The organism is [Clostridium] scindens ATCC 35704 (assembly GCF_004295125.1).
In the GTDB taxonomy this organism is placed as follows: Bacteria; Bacillota; Clostridia; order Lachnospirales; family Lachnospiraceae; genus Clostridium_AP; species Clostridium_AP scindens.
In genome coordinates this window covers 1,501,189-1,518,474 of record NZ_CP036170.1, presented here as the reverse complement: position 1 = coordinate 1,518,474, position 17,286 = coordinate 1,501,189, and the positions used below count along the sequence as shown (strand labels likewise).

17 protein-coding genes are annotated in these 17,286 nt (G+C 47.2%); 3 read left to right on the top strand and 14 right to left on the bottom strand.

Translation table 11 applies throughout. From position 1 onward, the window contains the following. Positions 1 to 9: 9 nt before the first annotated feature. The 14 genes from HDCHBGLK_RS07725 to HDCHBGLK_RS07655 form a co-directional block, all read right to left on the bottom strand. Positions 10 to 531, bottom strand: a complete 522-nt coding sequence (locus HDCHBGLK_RS07725) for a 4Fe-4S binding protein (protein WP_230104733.1) — start codon at positions 529 to 531, stop codon at positions 10 to 12. A gap of 71 nt (positions 532 to 602) precedes the next feature. After that, positions 603 to 1,388 (bottom strand): 5'/3'-nucleotidase SurE, encoded by a 786-nt coding sequence (gene surE, locus HDCHBGLK_RS07720; protein ID WP_233440746.1) that lies wholly within the window; start codon positions 1,386 to 1,388, stop codon positions 603 to 605. Positions 1,389 to 1,409: 21 nt separating this feature from the next. Continuing rightward, the gene (locus HDCHBGLK_RS07715) at positions 1,410 to 2,840 is read right to left on the bottom strand and encodes an FGGY-family carbohydrate kinase (protein ID WP_004605362.1); all 1,431 of its coding nucleotides are present in this window, start codon (positions 2,838 to 2,840) and stop codon (positions 1,410 to 1,412) included. Between the two features lie 39 nt (positions 2,841 to 2,879). Beyond that, a complete protein-coding gene (locus HDCHBGLK_RS07710; protein ID WP_039909317.1) occupies positions 2,880 to 3,665 on the bottom strand; it encodes an SDR family oxidoreductase in 786 nt (261 codons plus the stop codon). 221 nt (positions 3,666 to 3,886) lie between these two features. Further along, entirely contained in the window at positions 3,887 to 4,771 is an 885-nt protein-coding gene (locus HDCHBGLK_RS07700; protein WP_004605359.1) for a damage-control phosphatase ARMT1 family protein, read from the bottom strand. Between the two features lie 16 nt (positions 4,772 to 4,787). Beyond that, positions 4,788 to 5,363, bottom strand: coding sequence for a glycerol-3-phosphate responsive antiterminator (locus HDCHBGLK_RS07695; protein WP_004605358.1), 576 nt, complete (start codon positions 5,361 to 5,363; stop codon positions 4,788 to 4,790). Between the two features lie 6 nt (positions 5,364 to 5,369). Further along, positions 5,370 to 6,971 (bottom strand): BCCT family transporter, encoded by a 1,602-nt coding sequence (locus HDCHBGLK_RS07690; RefSeq protein WP_004605357.1) that lies wholly within the window; start codon positions 6,969 to 6,971, stop codon positions 5,370 to 5,372. A gap of 4 nt (positions 6,972 to 6,975) precedes the next feature. Then, positions 6,976 to 7,491, bottom strand: coding sequence for a hypothetical protein (locus HDCHBGLK_RS07685; protein WP_004605356.1), 516 nt, complete (start codon positions 7,489 to 7,491; stop codon positions 6,976 to 6,978). Further along, positions 7,472 to 8,485, bottom strand: a complete 1,014-nt coding sequence (locus HDCHBGLK_RS07680) for an electron transfer flavoprotein subunit alpha/FixB family protein (protein ID WP_004605355.1) — start codon at positions 8,483 to 8,485, stop codon at positions 7,472 to 7,474. Before HDCHBGLK_RS07680 ends, HDCHBGLK_RS07685 begins: the two co-directional genes overlap by 20 nt. Further along, positions 8,482 to 9,279, bottom strand: coding sequence for an electron transfer flavoprotein subunit beta/FixA family protein (locus HDCHBGLK_RS07675; protein WP_004605354.1), 798 nt, complete (start codon positions 9,277 to 9,279; stop codon positions 8,482 to 8,484). The genes HDCHBGLK_RS07680 and HDCHBGLK_RS07675 overlap by 4 nt, the downstream gene beginning before the upstream one ends. Beyond that, positions 9,276 to 10,718 (bottom strand): FAD-binding oxidoreductase, encoded by a 1,443-nt coding sequence (locus HDCHBGLK_RS07670; protein WP_039909324.1) that lies wholly within the window; start codon positions 10,716 to 10,718, stop codon positions 9,276 to 9,278. The genes HDCHBGLK_RS07675 and HDCHBGLK_RS07670 overlap by 4 nt, the downstream gene beginning before the upstream one ends. A 40-nt stretch (positions 10,719 to 10,758) precedes the next feature. Then, positions 10,759 to 11,694, bottom strand: coding sequence for an electron transfer flavoprotein subunit alpha/FixB family protein (locus HDCHBGLK_RS07665; protein ID WP_004605352.1), 936 nt, complete (start codon positions 11,692 to 11,694; stop codon positions 10,759 to 10,761). Then, complete coding sequence (locus HDCHBGLK_RS07660; RefSeq protein ID WP_230104731.1) at positions 11,691 to 12,443, bottom strand: electron transfer flavoprotein subunit beta/FixA family protein; 753 nt, start codon at positions 12,441 to 12,443, stop codon at positions 11,691 to 11,693. The genes HDCHBGLK_RS07665 and HDCHBGLK_RS07660 overlap by 4 nt, the downstream gene beginning before the upstream one ends. A gap of 66 nt (positions 12,444 to 12,509) precedes the next feature. After that, positions 12,510 to 13,967, bottom strand: coding sequence for an FAD-binding oxidoreductase (locus HDCHBGLK_RS07655; protein ID WP_004605350.1), 1,458 nt, complete (start codon positions 13,965 to 13,967; stop codon positions 12,510 to 12,512). 164 nt (positions 13,968 to 14,131) lie between these two features. Here HDCHBGLK_RS07655 and HDCHBGLK_RS07650 point away from each other — a divergent pair, with 164 nt between their 5' ends. From HDCHBGLK_RS07650 to HDCHBGLK_RS07640, 3 genes are all read left to right on the top strand, one after another. Continuing rightward, entirely contained in the window at positions 14,132 to 15,313 is a 1,182-nt protein-coding gene (locus HDCHBGLK_RS07650) for an IS91 family transposase (RefSeq protein ID WP_039909242.1), read from the top strand. Positions 15,314 to 15,348: 35 nt separating this feature from the next. Further along, positions 15,349 to 15,543, top strand: coding sequence for a hypothetical protein (locus HDCHBGLK_RS07645; RefSeq protein ID WP_004607984.1), 195 nt, complete (start codon positions 15,349 to 15,351; stop codon positions 15,541 to 15,543). Positions 15,544 to 15,992: 449 nt separating this feature from the next. After that, on the top strand, positions 15,993 to 17,234 hold the full coding sequence (locus HDCHBGLK_RS07640; RefSeq protein ID WP_004607772.1) for an MFS transporter: 1,242 nt from the start codon (positions 15,993 to 15,995) through the stop codon (positions 17,232 to 17,234). Positions 17,235 to 17,286: the final 52 nt, after the last annotated feature.

The following is a 17,286-nucleotide window of genomic DNA, read 5'->3' as shown; positions in this document are numbered from 1 at the left end:
CCTCTACCTTCAATTCTGCCTTCTCTTTCTGCTAAGCGTGATGTCCTTGGCCTTCCTGGCCGCAATCTTTGCTCCCCGCTTCATCAAAGTCGGTGCCATGTGGTTTACAATCAGTTTCTCATATGGGACTTCATGGGCGTCATACCGGCGTTCCAGATGGAGCGCGTCAAACTTGCATTTGGTCGAGCATATGCCGCAGCCCACGCATACATTCTGGTCCACCACGGTTGCCCCACATCCAAGGCATCGTTCCGTCTCCTTTTTTACCTGTTCTTCCGTAAATGTTCCCCACAGATCCCGCATCGTTTCCTTCGCCTTGGCCGGATCCGGCTTCTTCGGCTGCTGTCTTGGCGTATGGTCAAAACTATCCCAATCTACATTCTCCTTATCCAGTTCATGGTACTTGCCCGCCGGACGGCCGATCAGCAGACTCTGTCCGGGCTGTACATACCGGTGGATAGTTCTCCCGTCTGGTGGCTCCTCGTACGCCCTCAGAAAAAATGTATTAACAAAATCTATTGTTAACTCCATCCTATCAAATTGCCCTTTAAAGTCAATCGAAATAACAGTAAAAACAAGCCTCCATAAAAAGGCCTGTTTCTTCACATATATTTTTCCACCATCGCTTCTTTTAAACCTATGGACATATTCATATTAATCGGCGTGACAGAGGTAATCCTGTCCACATACACCGCATGGATATCACTGTCTCTTTCCAGCGTATCCATATCTACAGACAGCCTGGACTTAAGCGCAAAGGGCTCCTTTAAATTCCTGGCCTTTGGCCGGATGAATTCGAAATAATTCTGCCTGCTTAAGGATGTGATCCTAAATTCGTCAGGATGTCCGCTGCCCGCCGGCATATTGATATTGATCAGATCTACATACTCCGGCATCCCTCTATCCAACACCCGGCTTATCCATGAATGAAGCATCCTTTTAGCCGCATCCCAGTCTGTCTGCCTGAAATCATTGGATCGCTGGATGGCAAGTTCTGCCTCCAGGGATATGGCGATGGTGGGAATGCCATGGCTTACGGCTTCAAATGCCGCTCCCAGCGTGCCGCTGCATGTAAGCACGGCTCCCATATTCTCGCCATAATTGACGCCGCTGATACACAGGTCGGGCTTTCGCTCTGCCAGTTCCAGCACGCCATGCGCAACGGCAAGAGCCGGGGAGCCATGAACCCCATAGCCCCTCACTTCCTGCCCGTTAATCTGTATCCATTCTTCTTCTATTATCCCGGCATCCTCGGTTCTTGGAAATGCTCTTGCCATACCTGTCTGCTGGGTGTGCGGGGCGACAATCAAGATATCCGCAAGATCTGCCGCCGCACATGCCGCAGCTGCAAGGCCCGGCGAATGGATGCCATCGTCATTCGTGATCAAGATAAGTGGCTTCATATAAAATTATTGGAAGAGTTCGTAAGACTTCTTCAGTACTTCGTCCGTATGCTTGGTTATATCCGTGTAGATTGGGAACATTTTCTCATAAAATGCCACCTTCTCCGGATCTGGCTGGAATGCGTCCTTAATCCTTACCATATTGGCAACTGCTTCGTCAAAGCTGCTATATACGCCTGCCGCAACAGCTACGCAGATTGCAGAGCCAAGCCCTGCTGCTCCGTTTACTTCGTTACGCACAGATGGGATATTGAATACATCCGCGAATATCTGCATGAACAAGTCGCTATTGGAACCGCCTCCGGTAATGATGATCTTGTCGAGACTGACGCCCAGCTCATCGCACATATCATCTACATGCTTCTTCATCGTCAGTGCAACTGCTTCCAGAATAGAGCGGTAGATATGGCCTCTTGTATGTCTTCCGTCAAAGCCGATCATTACGCCCTTCTTATATAAGGCGTCCACTGGTGCCAGCCAGTCAAGCACCGTCATCAGGCCGTCAGAACCTGCTGGTACTTGCTCTGCTTCTTCGCTTAGCAGTTCTTCCGCAGATAAGCCTTTCTCCTTGGCCGCCTTGATGTAGCTGTCCCCAAGGATATCCCTGAACCAGCTGATGGTCCACATTCCACGGCGGATTCCGTTGCTGTCATAGAGGTATTTGTTCGGAACGCAGGAGAACTTCGGCCATACGCATTTTGTATCCTTTAAGTTCTCTTTTCCCTCCATCATGGCTGCCGTATAGGTTCCAAGAGAGATACATGCCGTTGTATCGCCCATGCATCCGGTTCCCAGCCCTTCTACAGCCTTGTCATTTGATGTTGCCACAACCGGAAGTCCCTGTGGGAAGCCGGTGGCTTCTGCCGCTTCCTCCGTGACATATCCAAGGATATCTCCCGGCATTACCAGGTCAAAGAGCATCTCTCTTGGCATGCCGGTTGCCTCGTATACGGCCGGATCTTCTGACCAGCCCCAGTTGTCCACGTCGATTGGCCATACGCCTTCATAGTTCGCAACCGTGTCCTTCTTCTCGCCGGTCAGGCGATGAGTAATATAGCCGGAGGATGCCACGATGTATTTTACATCTGGGTTGGTATGCTCGTAAGGGTGCGCCACGCGGATGTCCATCCAGCTGAGCGCCGGCTGGGCCAGCGTGCCATCGGCTTTCAGATAGGCACGGCAGTAACGGATCGTGCACAGTCCGATTCCTACAATGTCTTCTTTATTCCCTTCGAACTTCGCCATACATTTTTTTCCTGCCTCGCAGATCGCATCCCACCAGTCGTCATCCGGATGCTCCACGATGCCCGGCCTCGGAAGGTTATATGCCTTTAATGCGTGCTTTGCCTCGCATACAATATTTCCCTTTGTGTCAAATATAAGAATTTTTGCACTTTGGGATCCTTCATCGATTCCGATAATATATTTCTCATTCATGATCCAAACCTCTTTCTTCGTGTTATTTGATTCAAATAATTATCTTACAAGGTATCCGCCGTCAACTACCAGCACGGTTCCGTTTACATAGTCGGAAGCATGGCTTGCAAGGAATACGGTCGCGCCCATAAGATCCTGTCTCTCGCCCCAGCGGTCAGCCGGAATATGATCTTTGATCTTGTTATATTTCTCATCGTTGGCGCTTCCTGTACCGGATGTCATTGCTGTCTGGAAATATCCAGGAGCGATTCCGTTTACAGAGATGCCATATTTTCCAAGTTCGTCAGCATAAGCCTTGGTAAGACCCATAAGTCCTGCCTTCATGGCTGCGTATGCAGGTGATCCAAGTCCGCCAAGGAAGGAGAACAGGGAGCAGATGTTGATGATCTTTCCGCTCTTCTGAGGGATCATGTATTTAGCAACTGCATGGCTTAAGTCGAATGCGCCTGTCAGGTTGATGGCAATCATCGGATCCCACTCTGCCCTGCCAAAGTCAAGTACGTCTGCGATCTTACAGATGCCTGCGCAGTTTACTAAGATGTCAATGCTTCCGTAGGTCTCTACGCACTTCTCTGCTACTTTGTCGCACATTCCGTCTTCTGTTAGGTCCCCCTGCATGAATGTGTATTTTACGCCGCAGTCTTCGATCAGTTTCTTGGTTGTTCCGTCATCATCTACAAATGCAAATGCGAAGATGTTTGCTCCTGCTTTTGCAAGCGCCAGTGCGAATGCCTGTCCCAGTCCGCTGTTTCCGCCTGTTACGATTGCATTCTTACCCTTCAGTGAAAAGAAATCCATAGAAAAATCATTCATATTCAAACTCATTTTTTGTACCTCCATATACTCTTGACATTATTATTAAAAAGAGCCTTCCGGATTCTACCTGCGCACAATAGAAACTCTGAAACAAAAAGAGAGCAACTTCCACCCACTTGCCGTGGGTAAAAGTTACTCTCTCTTCCGCTCTTTTAGTAACTACATCTATTTTAAGTCTAGTTAATTCATTTGTCAATATCGTGATTGTTGTTAAAAGGGAAGGATGGCTTTTATGCATATTGCACAATTCTTGTTTCATTGCTAAGTACCGGGGTGAAGCGCTCAACCTGGAACTTCTTCACGAAAAGCTGGCATTTACACAGGAACAGATAATATATGTTCCTGCCGCATCCCCGTAAAGTCTCAAAATTTCCCTGTCCTTTGGCAATGCAAAGATCTGCCTCATCGATTGCTTTTAAAGCCTCCTGGCTGATATCCTCAAGAGGCGTTCCCGGGATATCCGTGCCATTTGGCAGAATGCGGGCCAACTGATCCAGCCCGGCAAATTCGGCATCCTCCACCGTCGCATCATTCAGAGTCGGTACGCCGCGTACCAGCACCGTAATGTCCAGTTCCGGAAATATTTCCTCAATCACGCGGATAAAGACTTTATCCAGCACGATCTCCCCCGCATTGTCTGTAATATACACCAGTTTCTTCGCGCAAGCCAATTCCTTTCTAAGCAAGGCAGTCTCCCCGGCATCAAGGGTAACGCTGTGGCGATCTGCCAGCAGTTCGTTTAATTTCTCCTCATTGACATCCGACATTGCTCCAAAATCAATATAATTCCCTGTAATGGCATACTGCAGGGCAGAAAAGAAAGGATCCTTCTCCTGCCGGATCTCCTGGCATATTCCATCTTCTTTGCTCAAAAGAAGTTCATTATATCTTTTCTTCGGGATATCATATGCATCAGTAATACCTACTCCTGCTTCCAGTATCCTCATGACTTTAGCCATCATCTCCGGGGCTGATTCCTCTGCTTTGGCCTCTCTCACCGTCTTTTCAACCGCTTCCATCACCTGTGCCTTCTTTTCATCCGGCACCTGATATTGTTCTAGAAGTCCTTCTGCCTTCCGGACACAGCATCCATGACATTCAATGTCTGCTTTCATTTCATTCTCCTTCTTCCTAACAGTCCCACATTTCCCGGTTGGTGGTCGATACTGCAAATGCGCCAGCCTTTAAGGCCCCCATGACATCATCCTTATCCAGAATCAGCCCGCTTGCTACCACCGGCTTGTCAATCTCTTCCAGTAGATATTGTATGACTTTGGGCAATCCCGCCGGCAGGAACTCGACCACATCCGGGTTACAGTTTTTGACATGCTTGACGATATTCGCATAGGTAAGCGCGTCCATCATATAGAACCGCTGTATCGTGAACATGCCCAACTCGTTGGCACGCTTGATCAGCGCCGGCTTCATGCTTATGATGCCGTCTGCCTTCGTATACTTCTTAATAAAGTCCACACTGATCTCTTTAGACGACAAGCCTAAAATCAGATCCACATGTACGATTGCCTTCTTGCCCATTTCCTTCACTTTATCCACGATATCTGCAACCGTACAGATATCTCCGTAAATAATATAGACAATCCCGCACTCCGACTCTTTGCAGCCTTCCAGCCATTCGTCATTCTTGATGGCTGGGATGACCGGGCAGGCTTCTGTTGCTTCCATAAAGTATTCTTTTGTCAAAGACATATCGTCTTACTCCTTTTCAACCGGCAGCCTTGGCGATTCAATCGGCCGCCCGCTGCTGTCGTAATCTTCTTTGTGTACATCATACTTCTTCGGATTATGGCTTAGTTTCCATAATCCAATGATCATAATGATGATCAGGAACATATTCGGGAAGCCGCCAAGGTTCGATGCTGCCTTGATTCCGTCGATTCCCGCGAAACTGATCAGCAGCCACGTCATAAGCGCGATGGAGATGCCCCATACGATCTTAAGCCATGCCGGAGACTCCTGCTCATCCTGCGTAATGCCGCTCGTGCACAATCCTGCCATGGCATTCGTGTTAGAGTCGGATGCTGTGACAAATGATATGAACACGATAAACAGATAGAACGGGATCACAATCATGGCCAGAGGCAACTGGTCAAATACGGCATATACAACTGCTTCTGTTCCTTTATTCGTCAATATATCATACATTCCTGCGCCATTCAATTCATAATAAATGGAAGCCGTCGCAAAAAGTCCCATCCAGATGGTGCTGAAAATTGCAGGAATAACAAAGTTACACTTAATCGCGTCCTTGATCGTATAGCCTCTCAGGATCTTTCCTAAGAAGACAGCGGTTATCGGCGTCCATGCCAGCCAGTTGCACCAGTAGAAGATTGGCCAGCTCTTTGCCCAACTATCCTGGAATACATCTCCCGTCATCAGGCTCAGTTTGAAAAAGTCCTGAATATAAGCGCCCCATGATTCCACGGAAAAGTTCAGCATGAATGCCGTTGGCCCGAATACGAACAGGAACAGCAGAAGGACCATATATACCTTGGCATTGATAGACGACAGAAGCCGGATGCCTTTCATGATACCTGAGATACTTGATATGATGAAGGTAGTCACGATAACGGCGATAATCACGCCCCACGCCGCAGGGTCACTTTTGATGCCAAATACCTTCTCAATGCCGCCGCCAATCGTCATCGTGCCGGTTCCAAGCGATGCGGCCATTCCGGCTACAAGGGCAAACAGGCAGATGACATCCACGACTCCGTTGTATTTCTTTACCTTTTCTCCAAAGACCGGCACCAGCGCAGATCCCATGGAATAGGACTGGTTCATATTGTAGAATACGAACGCGAAAATCAGGGTCGCTACTGTATAGATCGCATACGGAGACCAGGTCCATTCCAGAAACATCGTCTTCATAGCGAACAGAGCGGAACCGGCTGTTCCTGCCTCGACTCCTTCTACTGCCGCAGGCGCATACATATGATACAGCGGCTCTGCGCATGCCCAGAAGAGTATGCCTGCCGCAATCGTCGTGCATAGCGTGATCCACACCAGATCGATGAACCGCATCATTGGCCTTGCCTTGCTTCCTCCGATTCGCACCTTTCCAAGCGGGGAAAAGTATACCATGATAACGGTGATCACGCAGGCCAGCGTCGTCAAGTTGAATGCCCACGCAAAGTTCCCCAGTATCCAATTTGTCACCGTATTAAGGCCTGCCATAAAAGCTTCGCCGTTCGTAAGGCTCACTACGACCATTGCCACCAGCAAAAGCCAGGGCGGAAAGAATACTCCCTTCCTCAACGATAGTTTCACGGTCTTCTCTTGTACTTCTGTTTCCATATTGTTACTCCTTTTCCGTCATTATATTTATAAATTTACTTTTGTATAGCCCAGCAACTCTTCTTATCGCCTCATACTCGTCTTTCGTCAATATCCGCCGGGGAATCGTAACAACTTCTCTGTCCATCCGAATGACCAATACATGCTCGGAGCAAAGAAACTGAAGTTTTCTGCCGGATAACTCTGTCTTTTTAGACGCATCTGCGATCACGATGTATGACTCCGTGATCTCAATCCGGTATTCCCCCTCCTGCGCCGCGATCTTCCCGGCCCTTCTTTTTCTTAGGTATGCAGTCCCATATGCCATATATAGAAGCAGCAGTATATCAAGCAGCAAGAGCAGGAACAGAAAGAACTGACCGGGATTTCTCGTATATCCGACCAGCAAAAGGACGCCAATCAGGCTCATAGCCCATAGGTTTATACTGCGGAAAATGCCTTCCTTTCTCCAGTTCAGATCCAGCAAGGCTTCCTCTATCTCATCTTTTGTTAATTGATATCTAAGTTTCAGCAATATCATCGCCTTTCTTTGCCTTCAATCGTCCGATCATCTCCGGTACGATCTCATACAGGTCGCCAAGTACAGGATAATGGGCAATCTCGAATATCCGCGCATCCGGATCCCTATTGATCGCGATGATATTCTTGGCATGCTTCATGCCAGCCATAAACTGTACGGTTCCCGACACCCCGCAGGTAATGATATATTGCGGGCTCACCGTATTGCCTGACAGGCCGATCTGGCACTTCGCAGGCATCCATCCCTTCTCCACCAGGGCTCTGCTTGAGGCAAGTCTTCCTCCAAGAAGGCCCGCCAGTTCTTCAAGCATTGACAGGTCCTCTTTCTTCCTGACGCCTCTTCCTGCCACGACAAGAATGCGCGCGTCCGCAATGCTCTCCGTAACATTCGCCTCTTTTACACTCAGGACCTGAAATGCATCCTCAGCAGCATCAATCGAATCTCTTATGATCTTCGGGGCCGGCTGTCCTTCTATGAACGCCGGCTCCATCACCCCAGGCCTTACTGTGGCAAACTGAGGCCTTGTAAAGCGTGTCACAATGCTGGCCATCACATTTCCGCCAAACGCAGGCCTGATCTGCACCAGATTGCCCTCCTCATCAATCTCAAGGGATGTACAGTCCGCCGTCAAGCCAGTCTCAAAGACAACTGCAAGCCTGGGCGCCAGCGCCCTTCCTTCAGAAGTTCCACCGATCAGGACGATGGAAGGCTTAATCTCCTTGATACAATCCGCCAGGATCTTCTCATATGCAAGCGGGCTATACTCGTCCGCCGCTTCGTATAGATAGAGTCTCTCAAGCGGGCAGCCGCTTAACTGCCCCTCTATCTTCTCCAGATCACTGCCTATCGCTGCCGCATAGACCGGCATATCAAGCCTTTTTGCAAGCCTTGACGCCTCTGCGATCAACTCGCGCCCTACCGGATGTATCTTCCCTTTCCTGCACTCGATATATACCAGGATCTTAGACCATTCCTCTATGTTTGCCTGTCTCATATCTGTTCCTCCTGCCTGTCCACCTCTAAGATATTCAGAATATATTCCGCCGCCTCTTTTCTTTCCAATACCGCTACATCCTGCCGCTTCGTACGCTTGGGCGGAAATATCTTCTTCACTCTTGTGGCTGATCCTTTTAGGCCATAATGCTCTTCTTCCTGATCTATAAAGTCATGGATCCCCAGCAGACGGATCTCTTTCTTTCTTCCGCTGATCTTAAGTTTGAGCGAGGGCATCCTTGGCACGAAGGAATCCTTCTCAACAGACAGCAGGCAGGGCAATGCAACCCGCGCCGATAGCGTCCGATTATCCATATTATATCTTACATCAACTGCATTTTGAAGGACTTTTACAATTTCGGTCACCCAACTTGCTTGCGGCATACCCATCCACCTTGCCAGCGCGCCGCTTACCTGGGCGGTATCACCGTCGGTCGTCTGTTTGCCGCACAGGATCAGATCATAATCTCCCGCTGACTTAATTGCCTGCATCAGCGTATAGGATGTGGCAAGCACGTCGGCGCCCGCAAAGGCCTTATCGCAGATAAGGAAACCTTCATCCGCCCCCATGGCAAATGCTTCCCGAAGCACGCTTTCTGCCTTCTGCGGTCCCATCGTGAATACATGGACTTCTGCACCGTATGTTTCCTTTATTTTAAGGGCGGCCTCTAAGGCCGCCAGATCATATACATTTACAATTGCCTGAAGCCCTGCCCGGATAAGCACGCCTGTCTCAGGATCCATATTCCCTTCGGAGGCAGCTGGCACCTGCTTCATGCATACTGCGATCTTCATATGGCAGCCTCCTCTTCTTTAAATATATTTCCATTGTTCCAAAGGCTGTCTTTATCCAGCTGCTCTTTTAATTCTTTGCAAAGCCCTATATAGCGCTCCGGCACGAATCCGTCCAGTATCTCCAGCTTCAGCTTGCCGATTCCGTGTTCGCTGACCACTTTCCCCTGATGTTCTCTCACTTGCGATGCCCATTGGCGTATCAGCCGGATTCCCGCCTCATATTCCTCGTAATTCTCAGGCAGTATATTTATATGCAGATGATTTTCCATAGCATGGCCAAATACGCTGCCTTTTAATCCGGCATCGTGAAGTTCCTTTTCTACATAAGAAAGAATCTCTGAAAATGGCGTGCCGGATATCGCCATGTCTGTTCCCAGCTTGGTAATCCGCTCATCCATCTGCCGCACTTTCTCGATATATAGATTGGAGGTCTCTGCGGCTCCATGGCGGAATGCATGCATTTTTTCCACATCCGTCTCGCCGGATACGGCCCACGCCTCTTCCGGGTTGCTATTGCATACCATCGCCGATTCCATCAAGGACTCGGCAAGGATCTCTATTTCCTCTTCGTCTCCGTGCAGTTCTATATAGACCATGCCTTTGGTCTCTTCCCCGATATCCGGCAGTTCCTTGATCTTCGTCATCGTAGTTTTATGCTCCTCGATCAGGTCCATCGCCATCCGATCAATGTATTCTACCGCGGCTACCTTCGCATGTTCGCATTCCGGCATGTCGAGCCTTAGAATATCGACAAACCTCCCTGCATCCTCGCTGCTGCCAAAGAAAAACGCAATCCCCCACTGGCTCTGCGGCTTCGGAATCAGTCTCAGCGTCAGTTCGCAGATTGCCCCGGTGATTCCTTCCTTTCCCAGCACCGCATCCATCCTGTCGATTTCCCTGCCTGACGCAAGGGTCAGTTTCTGCCCTTTTTCTATCGCCATAATCTCTCCATCGCTATTCAAAAGTTTTAAAGACGCGAAATAATCTCTGCTTGGTCCATATAGAAGCCGGCAGATGCCTTGGGCATTCGTCGCCGCAATACCGCCTGCCGTGGCTGAACTCTCGGTAGGATCCGGAGGCCAGAATAAGGGGGTCTTCCTGAACCGCGCGGCAATCTCTTTCCCGAGATCGATCAGGTTAATGCCGGGCTCCACGGTGATCAGCCCGGTCCCGTCCTCCAGCAGGACGCTGTCCTTAACTTTATTCATATGGGACAGGTTCATGACATGTCCGCCTTTGGGAACGCCTGCTCCGGTAATTCCAGTCTTTCCTCCCTGGATAGTCACGGGTACCCGTCCTTTTTTCAGTTCCAGAAGCACTTCCTGCATCTCTTCTTGGCTCTCCGGGAAAGAAATGCTGTCCGCATATCCGGAGAATTTTGACTCGTCTATTAAAAACTCTTCATATTGTTCTTTCATCGTATAAATCAATTGTCTCATATGCCCATCCCCCGTCATTTATTCTTACCCCAGCGTATCCTTATTGCTCTTTTACAATCTTGCGCAGAGATTGGATTACCGGCATGAAGTCATCCACGATTGCCACATCTGCCTTCTTCATGATCGGCGCCTGCTCGTCCGTATTAATTGCTACGATCAACTTGCTCTTTTCAATTCCTGCATAAAACGCCGCGGCCCCGGATACGCCCGCTGTAATGCAGACCTCCGGCGCGATCATTTTCCCGGACACGCCAATCAGCCTGCTCATAGGCGTCCAAGCATTCATCGCCACCGGACGGCTTGCCCCAAGTTCTCCGCCAAAGGCTTTTGCCGCTTCCTCAAGGAACCTTGCATTTTCTTTATTCTGAATGCCTCTTCCGGCTGCAACCACGATCTTTGCATCGCTCAGGCCTCCGGCCGTCTCTTCTTTCATGGTCTCCCTGGAAACCACAAAATCGTTTCCTTTTCTGCAGCGAAGTTCCCTCTCAATATGGAATATGCCCTCCTGTGCCTCCTTACGCTGCATTCCTTTCGCAAGCGAGATACAGTAAGGTCCTTTCTTCATCGCGAACGTGCCTTCCATATGGTTTGCATAGACCATCTTCCTTACCGTCACGGGTTCCCCCGCCTCCAGAGCATGGACGGACGTTACGGAACTTCCCCCAAGCCTTTCGGACAGTCTTACAGAAAGTTCGATGCCGCTATAACCGCTCCCGAAAATATAAAGGTCTTCGGAATCCGCCTCCTGTTCAAGGACCTCCAGCACAGCCTCCGGGGAATAGTCCGGCGCAGCCACCACAACCGCGTTTTCAGCGATATGCCTTGCAAGCAGTTCTATATCTTCATTGCCTCTGCAAAGAATATAGACCTCGCCCTGTTCAGAATCTTTCAGGAAGGCATCCTGGAACGCATGGAATTCTTCCATCTGGCAGATGGCATCATCAGAATAGGCATTTATAATATAATGATATTTCATAGTCTTTCAAGCCTCCCTTTCAAATACATCTCGTACAGTTTCTCTGCCTTCTCCTGCGGCGACTCTCCTTCTATCAGTATGGTATCCCTGCTGTCATCTATCGGTGTCAGCCCCTTAAGTTCTACATTCCGGCTCTGGCTTTCTGCCAGTTCTTCATGAAGGCTGATATGTTCGATTGGTCTTTTCCCCAGTTTCATCTTGTCTTTCAGCGTAGGAACCCTTAAATAGGCGCAAGGCGCATTTCCTACCGCCAGCACGATGGGAACCGTCACAACCTGTACCGCTGTCTTTCCGTCTTCCTGGCTGGTTACCTTCAGATGCTTTTCATCTACCGGCTCCATCGCTGTCACCTGCGTGATGCATGTCCACCCAAGCCTCTCCGCAAGAAGCAGCGGCGTCTTCATGTTGCTGCCATCCGAACTCTGTGTCCCCATAACGATCACGTCCGAAGAAGCCGTCTCTTTTACATATTTTGCTGTTACATCTGCAATCAGGCCCGGGCAGAATCTTAAGTCCACATCCTCTTCTGCCTCTACCCTGACAGCATGGCTAAATCCAAGCGCATACAAGGTCTTTAAAAAGGTTTCATGACGGAGCCTGCCGACCGTCAGCGCATTAAGCTCATATACGACATCAAAGCCTTCTGATAAATCAGAAAGCCTTAACATCATTTCCAGTGCTCCTTCATCAAAACAGTTCCACAGCAGTTTTGCGTAACTAGTGTCTACCTGAAGCTGTCCATCTGCCATCCAGTCCTCTTGTGCAATAAAATCCAGATCCGGAACTATCTTGAAACACCCTAAGATCTTCATGGATTATTTACGCAGCGGAATCAATGTTCCCATGTTCATAACGCCGTTTGGATCGAATGCCTGCTTCAGAGTCTTCAGCATATAGTAGGAAGATCCATACTCCTCTGTTACATATCTTGCTCTTGCCTTTCCAAGTCCATGATGATGAACGATGGATCCGCCGTATTTGATAACCTGTTCGCAGATAATCTGGTTAATTCTGTCGTGATATTTGTTGATCTCCTCTTCCGGAGCGCAGTCTACGATATTGTAATAGTATACGAAATACATGTTCGTTCCATTGATATAACTGTGAGAAGAGTGCCCTCCCATCAACGTCATATCCGGTACTTCTTCCATGATTCTGTCACATGCAGTCTTGTAGATTTCATAAATATTATCCCAGTTTCCGGATACCTCTGTCGTAATGCCGATGTTCTGGGTAGCCTTGATTTCTTCCTTCTCTTCCGCAATCTGCTCTGGTCCCCAGTTCAGTCCGCCATACCATTTCTCGATCAGCTTCGGGTCTACTTCTTCCAGTTCCGGATGCTTGGACATCAGATCCTTGATGCCTTCCTCGATCGCAGGAGTGATATTTGCCGGGCCCTCTGCCATCCAGATCAGGATTGCCTTGCCTTCTTCCAGCCAGGAACTGAAGTGCTGCTGCGCATCTGCCGCATCATAAAGTCTTGCGAAAGATGGCTTATATCCTGCTACCATAACCTCGCGCAGGCAGTCAAATCCAAGTTTCATATGCTCGTCATCCAGCTTGTATCCGATATAACGGTTGTTCTCCGGCTGCCATTTGAAGAGTTTTAATGTAACTTCTGTAATAAAGCAGAGCGCTCCCTCGTTGCCGCAGATGATGTGTCTGATGTCCGGTCCTGCCGCACGCCTTGGTACATTCTTGATTCTGCAGATCTTGCCGTTCGGAAATACTGCTTCCAATCCTACGATCATATCTTCGATACCGCCATACAGGGTAGAGAACTGACCGATACTTCTTGTCGCAACCAGCCCGCCCATCTGTGCAAGCGGCTTGGACTGTGGGGAATGTCCCGTCGTAAGTCCTCTTTCTCTAAGCATGTCATCCAGTTCCTGAAGCGGCACGCCGCACTGGCAGGTAACCTGCATGTTGTACTCATCTACCTTGATTACTTTATTCATAGTAGAGCCGTCGATTACGACAGAATCCTTAAGGGCTGTCTCGAGTCCGCCCTCGATCGCGGAGTGCCCTGTCCTTGGCACTATGTTAATTTCATTATCATTAGCGAATTTCAGCACTTCTGATACTTCCTCGGCGCTCCTAACATATACCACTGCTGCCGGGATAGGCTGCGTATATACTTCGCATACCTGCTCATATTTTCTGTATCTGTCGATACTGCTTTCTTTTAATACCTGCTCGTCTGTTACGACCTGATCTTTTCCAAGGATATCAACTAATCCTTCTACGATTTGTTCTCTTGAAATAATTGCCATGACTCTGGGCTCCTTTCATTTCATTATAACGCATTTTTCTTTACTTCTTCACCGTAGGAGATAAATGGGAATAAAAATAGTGTCTTCGACACTTCAACTCCCCTGCCCCTCAATCATGAGGGATAGGGGTTTCTTTTTGCTTCATTTTGCTTCATAATGGTCTTATGAATATCTTACAAAAAATTTTTATCGAACATTATGAAGAAATGATTTATCTTCAACATCCTCGTGATGCTATTGTTGAGAATGTAGAAAAAATGATTCATTGTGGCGATCCATCTTATGGTGGCGCCATGTATATTTGTCCCAATTGTGGTAATTTCAAATTTACTGCTTTTCGTTGTCATTCTCGCTTCTGTCCAACTTGTGGTAACATGTATTCCATTGACAGAACTACTGCTATGTCTTTTAAGATTATTGATGTACAACATCGGCATTGTGTTTTTACCATTGATGATTCTTTGCGGCCTTTTTTTCTTAAAGACCGTTCTCTTCTTAACTGCCTTTTTTCGGCAGTCAACAGCGTGATTTCTCGTATGTTCCATAAAGAAAATAAATCTGAATTATTTACTCCTGGATTTATTTGCGTCCTTCATACCTTTGGCAGAGATTTAAAATGGAATCCTCACATTCACTGCCTTGTTTCTGAAGGTGGTGTTGGTAATACTCTTTCCTGGCGACACTTCAAACATTTTAACTATCATTTTTTACGTGATGCGTTCCAAACTGCTCTTTTAAATGAACTCCATCAAAAAATAGGTCCAGCTTTCAAAAAAGTAAAATCTGCTATCTATGCAAAAGATAAAAATGGTTTTTATGTTCGCGCCATGCCTAACAAGTGTAATCCTTCTCAGGTTATCAAATATATCGGTCGTTATCTTGGCAGACCTGTTATTGCTACTTCTCGCATTGATTCTTACGATGGTGATTTTGTCACCTTCCATTACAACCGTCATGAAGACAATAAACTTATTACAGAAACTGTTCCTGTTTTGGAATTCATTGACCGCTTAACACAACACATCCCTGAAAAACATTTTAAAATGATTCGCTATTATGGTATTTACGCTCGTCACCGTAATTCTGACAATTTTTTACGAAAAGCCATTTCCAGAGAAAAACATAACTTTTTTCTTTCACTCAATAGGTGGCGTGATTCAATCTTACATTCTTTTGGTTACGATCCTTTAAAATGTCCGAACTGTGGAAAAACCATGCTATTTTTAGAACTATATTTTAATCATAATCCTGTTCCTTTGCATGAATTATACGAAAAGGCTATGCAAAAACATAGATGTCGTTCGCCTGCCTCGTTTTCATATCTTCCAAAACCTCTTTTCTCATGATAAACTCAATATATCTTAAGAACGGAGGCCACACTATGAAACGTATAACAGAAGCAGAACTCGCAAAGGAACTAAGGGAACAGTACATTAAAAATCCACCAGAAGGTATGACTTCTAAAGAAGTCCATGACATGAGTGACGACGAACTTCTGGATATGGATTATTTCTTACATGAATTTGATAACCTTGATGATGACGATTTTGGTGAAGAGGGCTTTTACATCTTTTAATCCAAACCGTCTGATTCACTATGCCCGCTTTTGAGCGGGCTATTTTAGTCCCCAAGTTCTCCGAAAGGAGAACTTTCCTATAAAGTAAAAAAAGAAAAGTAACACAACACGAGCAGGGAACTCCTGCCACGCTGGTTACTTTTCTCTGAAAATCTCTTTCGGTAACTGCATATAGTATAAAACCATTTTGCGCAAAAAGTCAATTGGTTATTTTTCATATTATTGGAGCATCGTTTTTGTGCAGAATGATTATATTTCGATTTTTACCAGTTTTTTGATTGACTTTTTTTCACAAATATTTTATCATTCGTGTTAGTTACAAAGAGTGAGGAGAGAAGTAACGCTGTCAAGGCATTACTTTTCTCTTTTTTTGTTACATTCATAACAGATAGGGCGACTGCAGCGCCATATCACCACTAAATTATTATAGTTAATCTGGAGGCGAAATCATGAACAAAGCTTTTATTAAGAAGTATGGCACTCTGCTTCTTCTAGCAACTGGTGCCGGAATCATCTTTCAGTTGCCGTACATAAGAGAAACCTTCTATGTACCGATTCAGAATGCAATGAACCTGTCTAACGCGCAGATGGGACTATTATCATCCGGTTATGCGACAATGTCACTTTTCTCTTATTTTATAGGTGGTATTATAGCCGATAAGTTTTCAGCGAGAAAGTTGCTTACTTTCTCCTTTATCGCAACGGGTGTCCTGGGACTTTGGTTCTCCACATTCCCTGGCTATACCATAAGCCGTGTTATCTTCGTACTTATGGGTATCTCTACCATTATCACCTACTGGTCCGCTTGTATCAAGGCAACGCGTATGCTTGGTACAGAAGAGGAGCAGGGACGTCTGTTCGGACTGCAGGAAGGACTCAGAGGTATCATGAATGCCCTGCTTGTATTCGGCATGACGGCTGCATTTACTCACTTTGCAGATGAAGTTGCCGGAGCATCCGCGGCTATCAAAGTATGCTCTATCGTAGTTATTATCATTGGTATCCTTAACTTTATCTTTATTGAAGACACAAAGAAGGAAGAGAATTCCGAATCCTTTATAGACGTTACAAAAGGTATGTTCAAGGTTCTTCTGATCCCGAGAGTATGGCTGCTTGTAGCAATCGTCTTCACTGCTTACAGCGTATACGGACTGATTGCATATGCAACCACATTTGCACAGAAATTCTATGGATTATCAGCTGCATCAGCTGCTACGCTCGGCGGTATCCGTTACCTCATCCAGGGTGCTGGCGGTATTGTCGGCGGTTTCCTGGCAGATAAGATGAAATCTCGCTTTAAAGTTATCATCGGCGGATGTATCGGTCTGGCTTTATCCTTCGCCCTCTTTATCGTCGTACCGGCAAAGGCCAGCCTCTGCGTTATGGTAGTAGCAAACTTCTTCGTCGGCCTGTTCTTTATCTACGCCGTAAGAAGCCAGTACTTCGCAGTGCATGACGATGCAGGCATCCCGCTCAACATGAGCGGCCGTGTATCTGGTATTGCATCCTGCTTAGGCTACACGCCTGACATCTTTATGTATACATTAGTCGGCAGCTGGATGGATAATTATGGCAGGACCGGCTACAATATGACATGGGCTTATGCAATGGTTGCCGCAGTACTCTGTGCTATCATTACCTTTATCTTAAGCCGCATCGTGAAAAAGGAAAAAGCTGCAAAGGCACAGTAATTCCTTGAAAGCATTCTAAAACAAAAGACACATCCCTAGGAAGCGAATTGCA

Excerpts from the sequence above, each read along its gene's own strand:
- HDCHBGLK_RS07725 (WP_230104733.1), bottom strand. The coding sequence starts at position 531 with ATGGAGTTAACAATAGATTTTGTTAATACATTTTTTCTGAGGGCGTAC.
- HDCHBGLK_RS07715 (WP_004605362.1), bottom strand. The coding sequence starts at position 2,840 with ATGAATGAGAAATATATTATCGGAATCGATGAAGGATCCCAAAGTGCA.
- HDCHBGLK_RS07710 (WP_039909317.1), bottom strand. The coding sequence starts at position 3,665 with ATGAGTTTGAATATGAATGATTTTTCTATGGATTTCTTTTCACTGAAG.
- HDCHBGLK_RS07700 (WP_004605359.1), bottom strand. The coding sequence starts at position 4,771 with ATGAAAGCAGACATTGAATGTCATGGATGCTGTGTCCGGAAGGCAGAA.
- HDCHBGLK_RS07695 (WP_004605358.1), bottom strand. The coding sequence starts at position 5,363 with ATGTCTTTGACAAAAGAATACTTTATGGAAGCAACAGAAGCCTGCCCG.
- HDCHBGLK_RS07690 (WP_004605357.1), bottom strand. The coding sequence starts at position 6,971 with ATGGAAACAGAAGTACAAGAGAAGACCGTGAAACTATCGTTGAGGAAG.
- HDCHBGLK_RS07685 (WP_004605356.1), bottom strand. The coding sequence starts at position 7,491 with ATGATATTGCTGAAACTTAGATATCAATTAACAAAAGATGAGATAGAG.
- HDCHBGLK_RS07680 (WP_004605355.1), bottom strand. The coding sequence starts at position 8,485 with ATGAGACAGGCAAACATAGAGGAATGGTCTAAGATCCTGGTATATATC.
- HDCHBGLK_RS07675 (WP_004605354.1), bottom strand. The coding sequence starts at position 9,279 with ATGAAGATCGCAGTATGCATGAAGCAGGTGCCAGCTGCCTCCGAAGGG.
- HDCHBGLK_RS07670 (WP_039909324.1), bottom strand. The coding sequence starts at position 10,718 with ATGAGACAATTGATTTATACGATGAAAGAACAATATGAAGAGTTTTTA.
- HDCHBGLK_RS07665 (WP_004605352.1), bottom strand. The coding sequence starts at position 11,694 with ATGAAATATCATTATATTATAAATGCCTATTCTGATGATGCCATCTGC.
- HDCHBGLK_RS07660 (WP_230104731.1), bottom strand. The coding sequence starts at position 12,443 with ATGGCAGATGGACAGCTTCAGGTAGACACTAGTTACGCAAAACTGCTG.
- HDCHBGLK_RS07655 (WP_004605350.1), bottom strand. The coding sequence starts at position 13,967 with ATGGCAATTATTTCAAGAGAACAAATCGTAGAAGGATTAGTTGATATC.
- HDCHBGLK_RS07650 (WP_039909242.1), top strand. The coding sequence starts at position 14,132 with ATGAATATCTTACAAAAAATTTTTATCGAACATTATGAAGAAATGATT.
- HDCHBGLK_RS07645 (WP_004607984.1), top strand. The coding sequence starts at position 15,349 with ATGAAACGTATAACAGAAGCAGAACTCGCAAAGGAACTAAGGGAACAG.
- HDCHBGLK_RS07640 (WP_004607772.1), top strand. The coding sequence starts at position 15,993 with ATGAACAAAGCTTTTATTAAGAAGTATGGCACTCTGCTTCTTCTAGCA.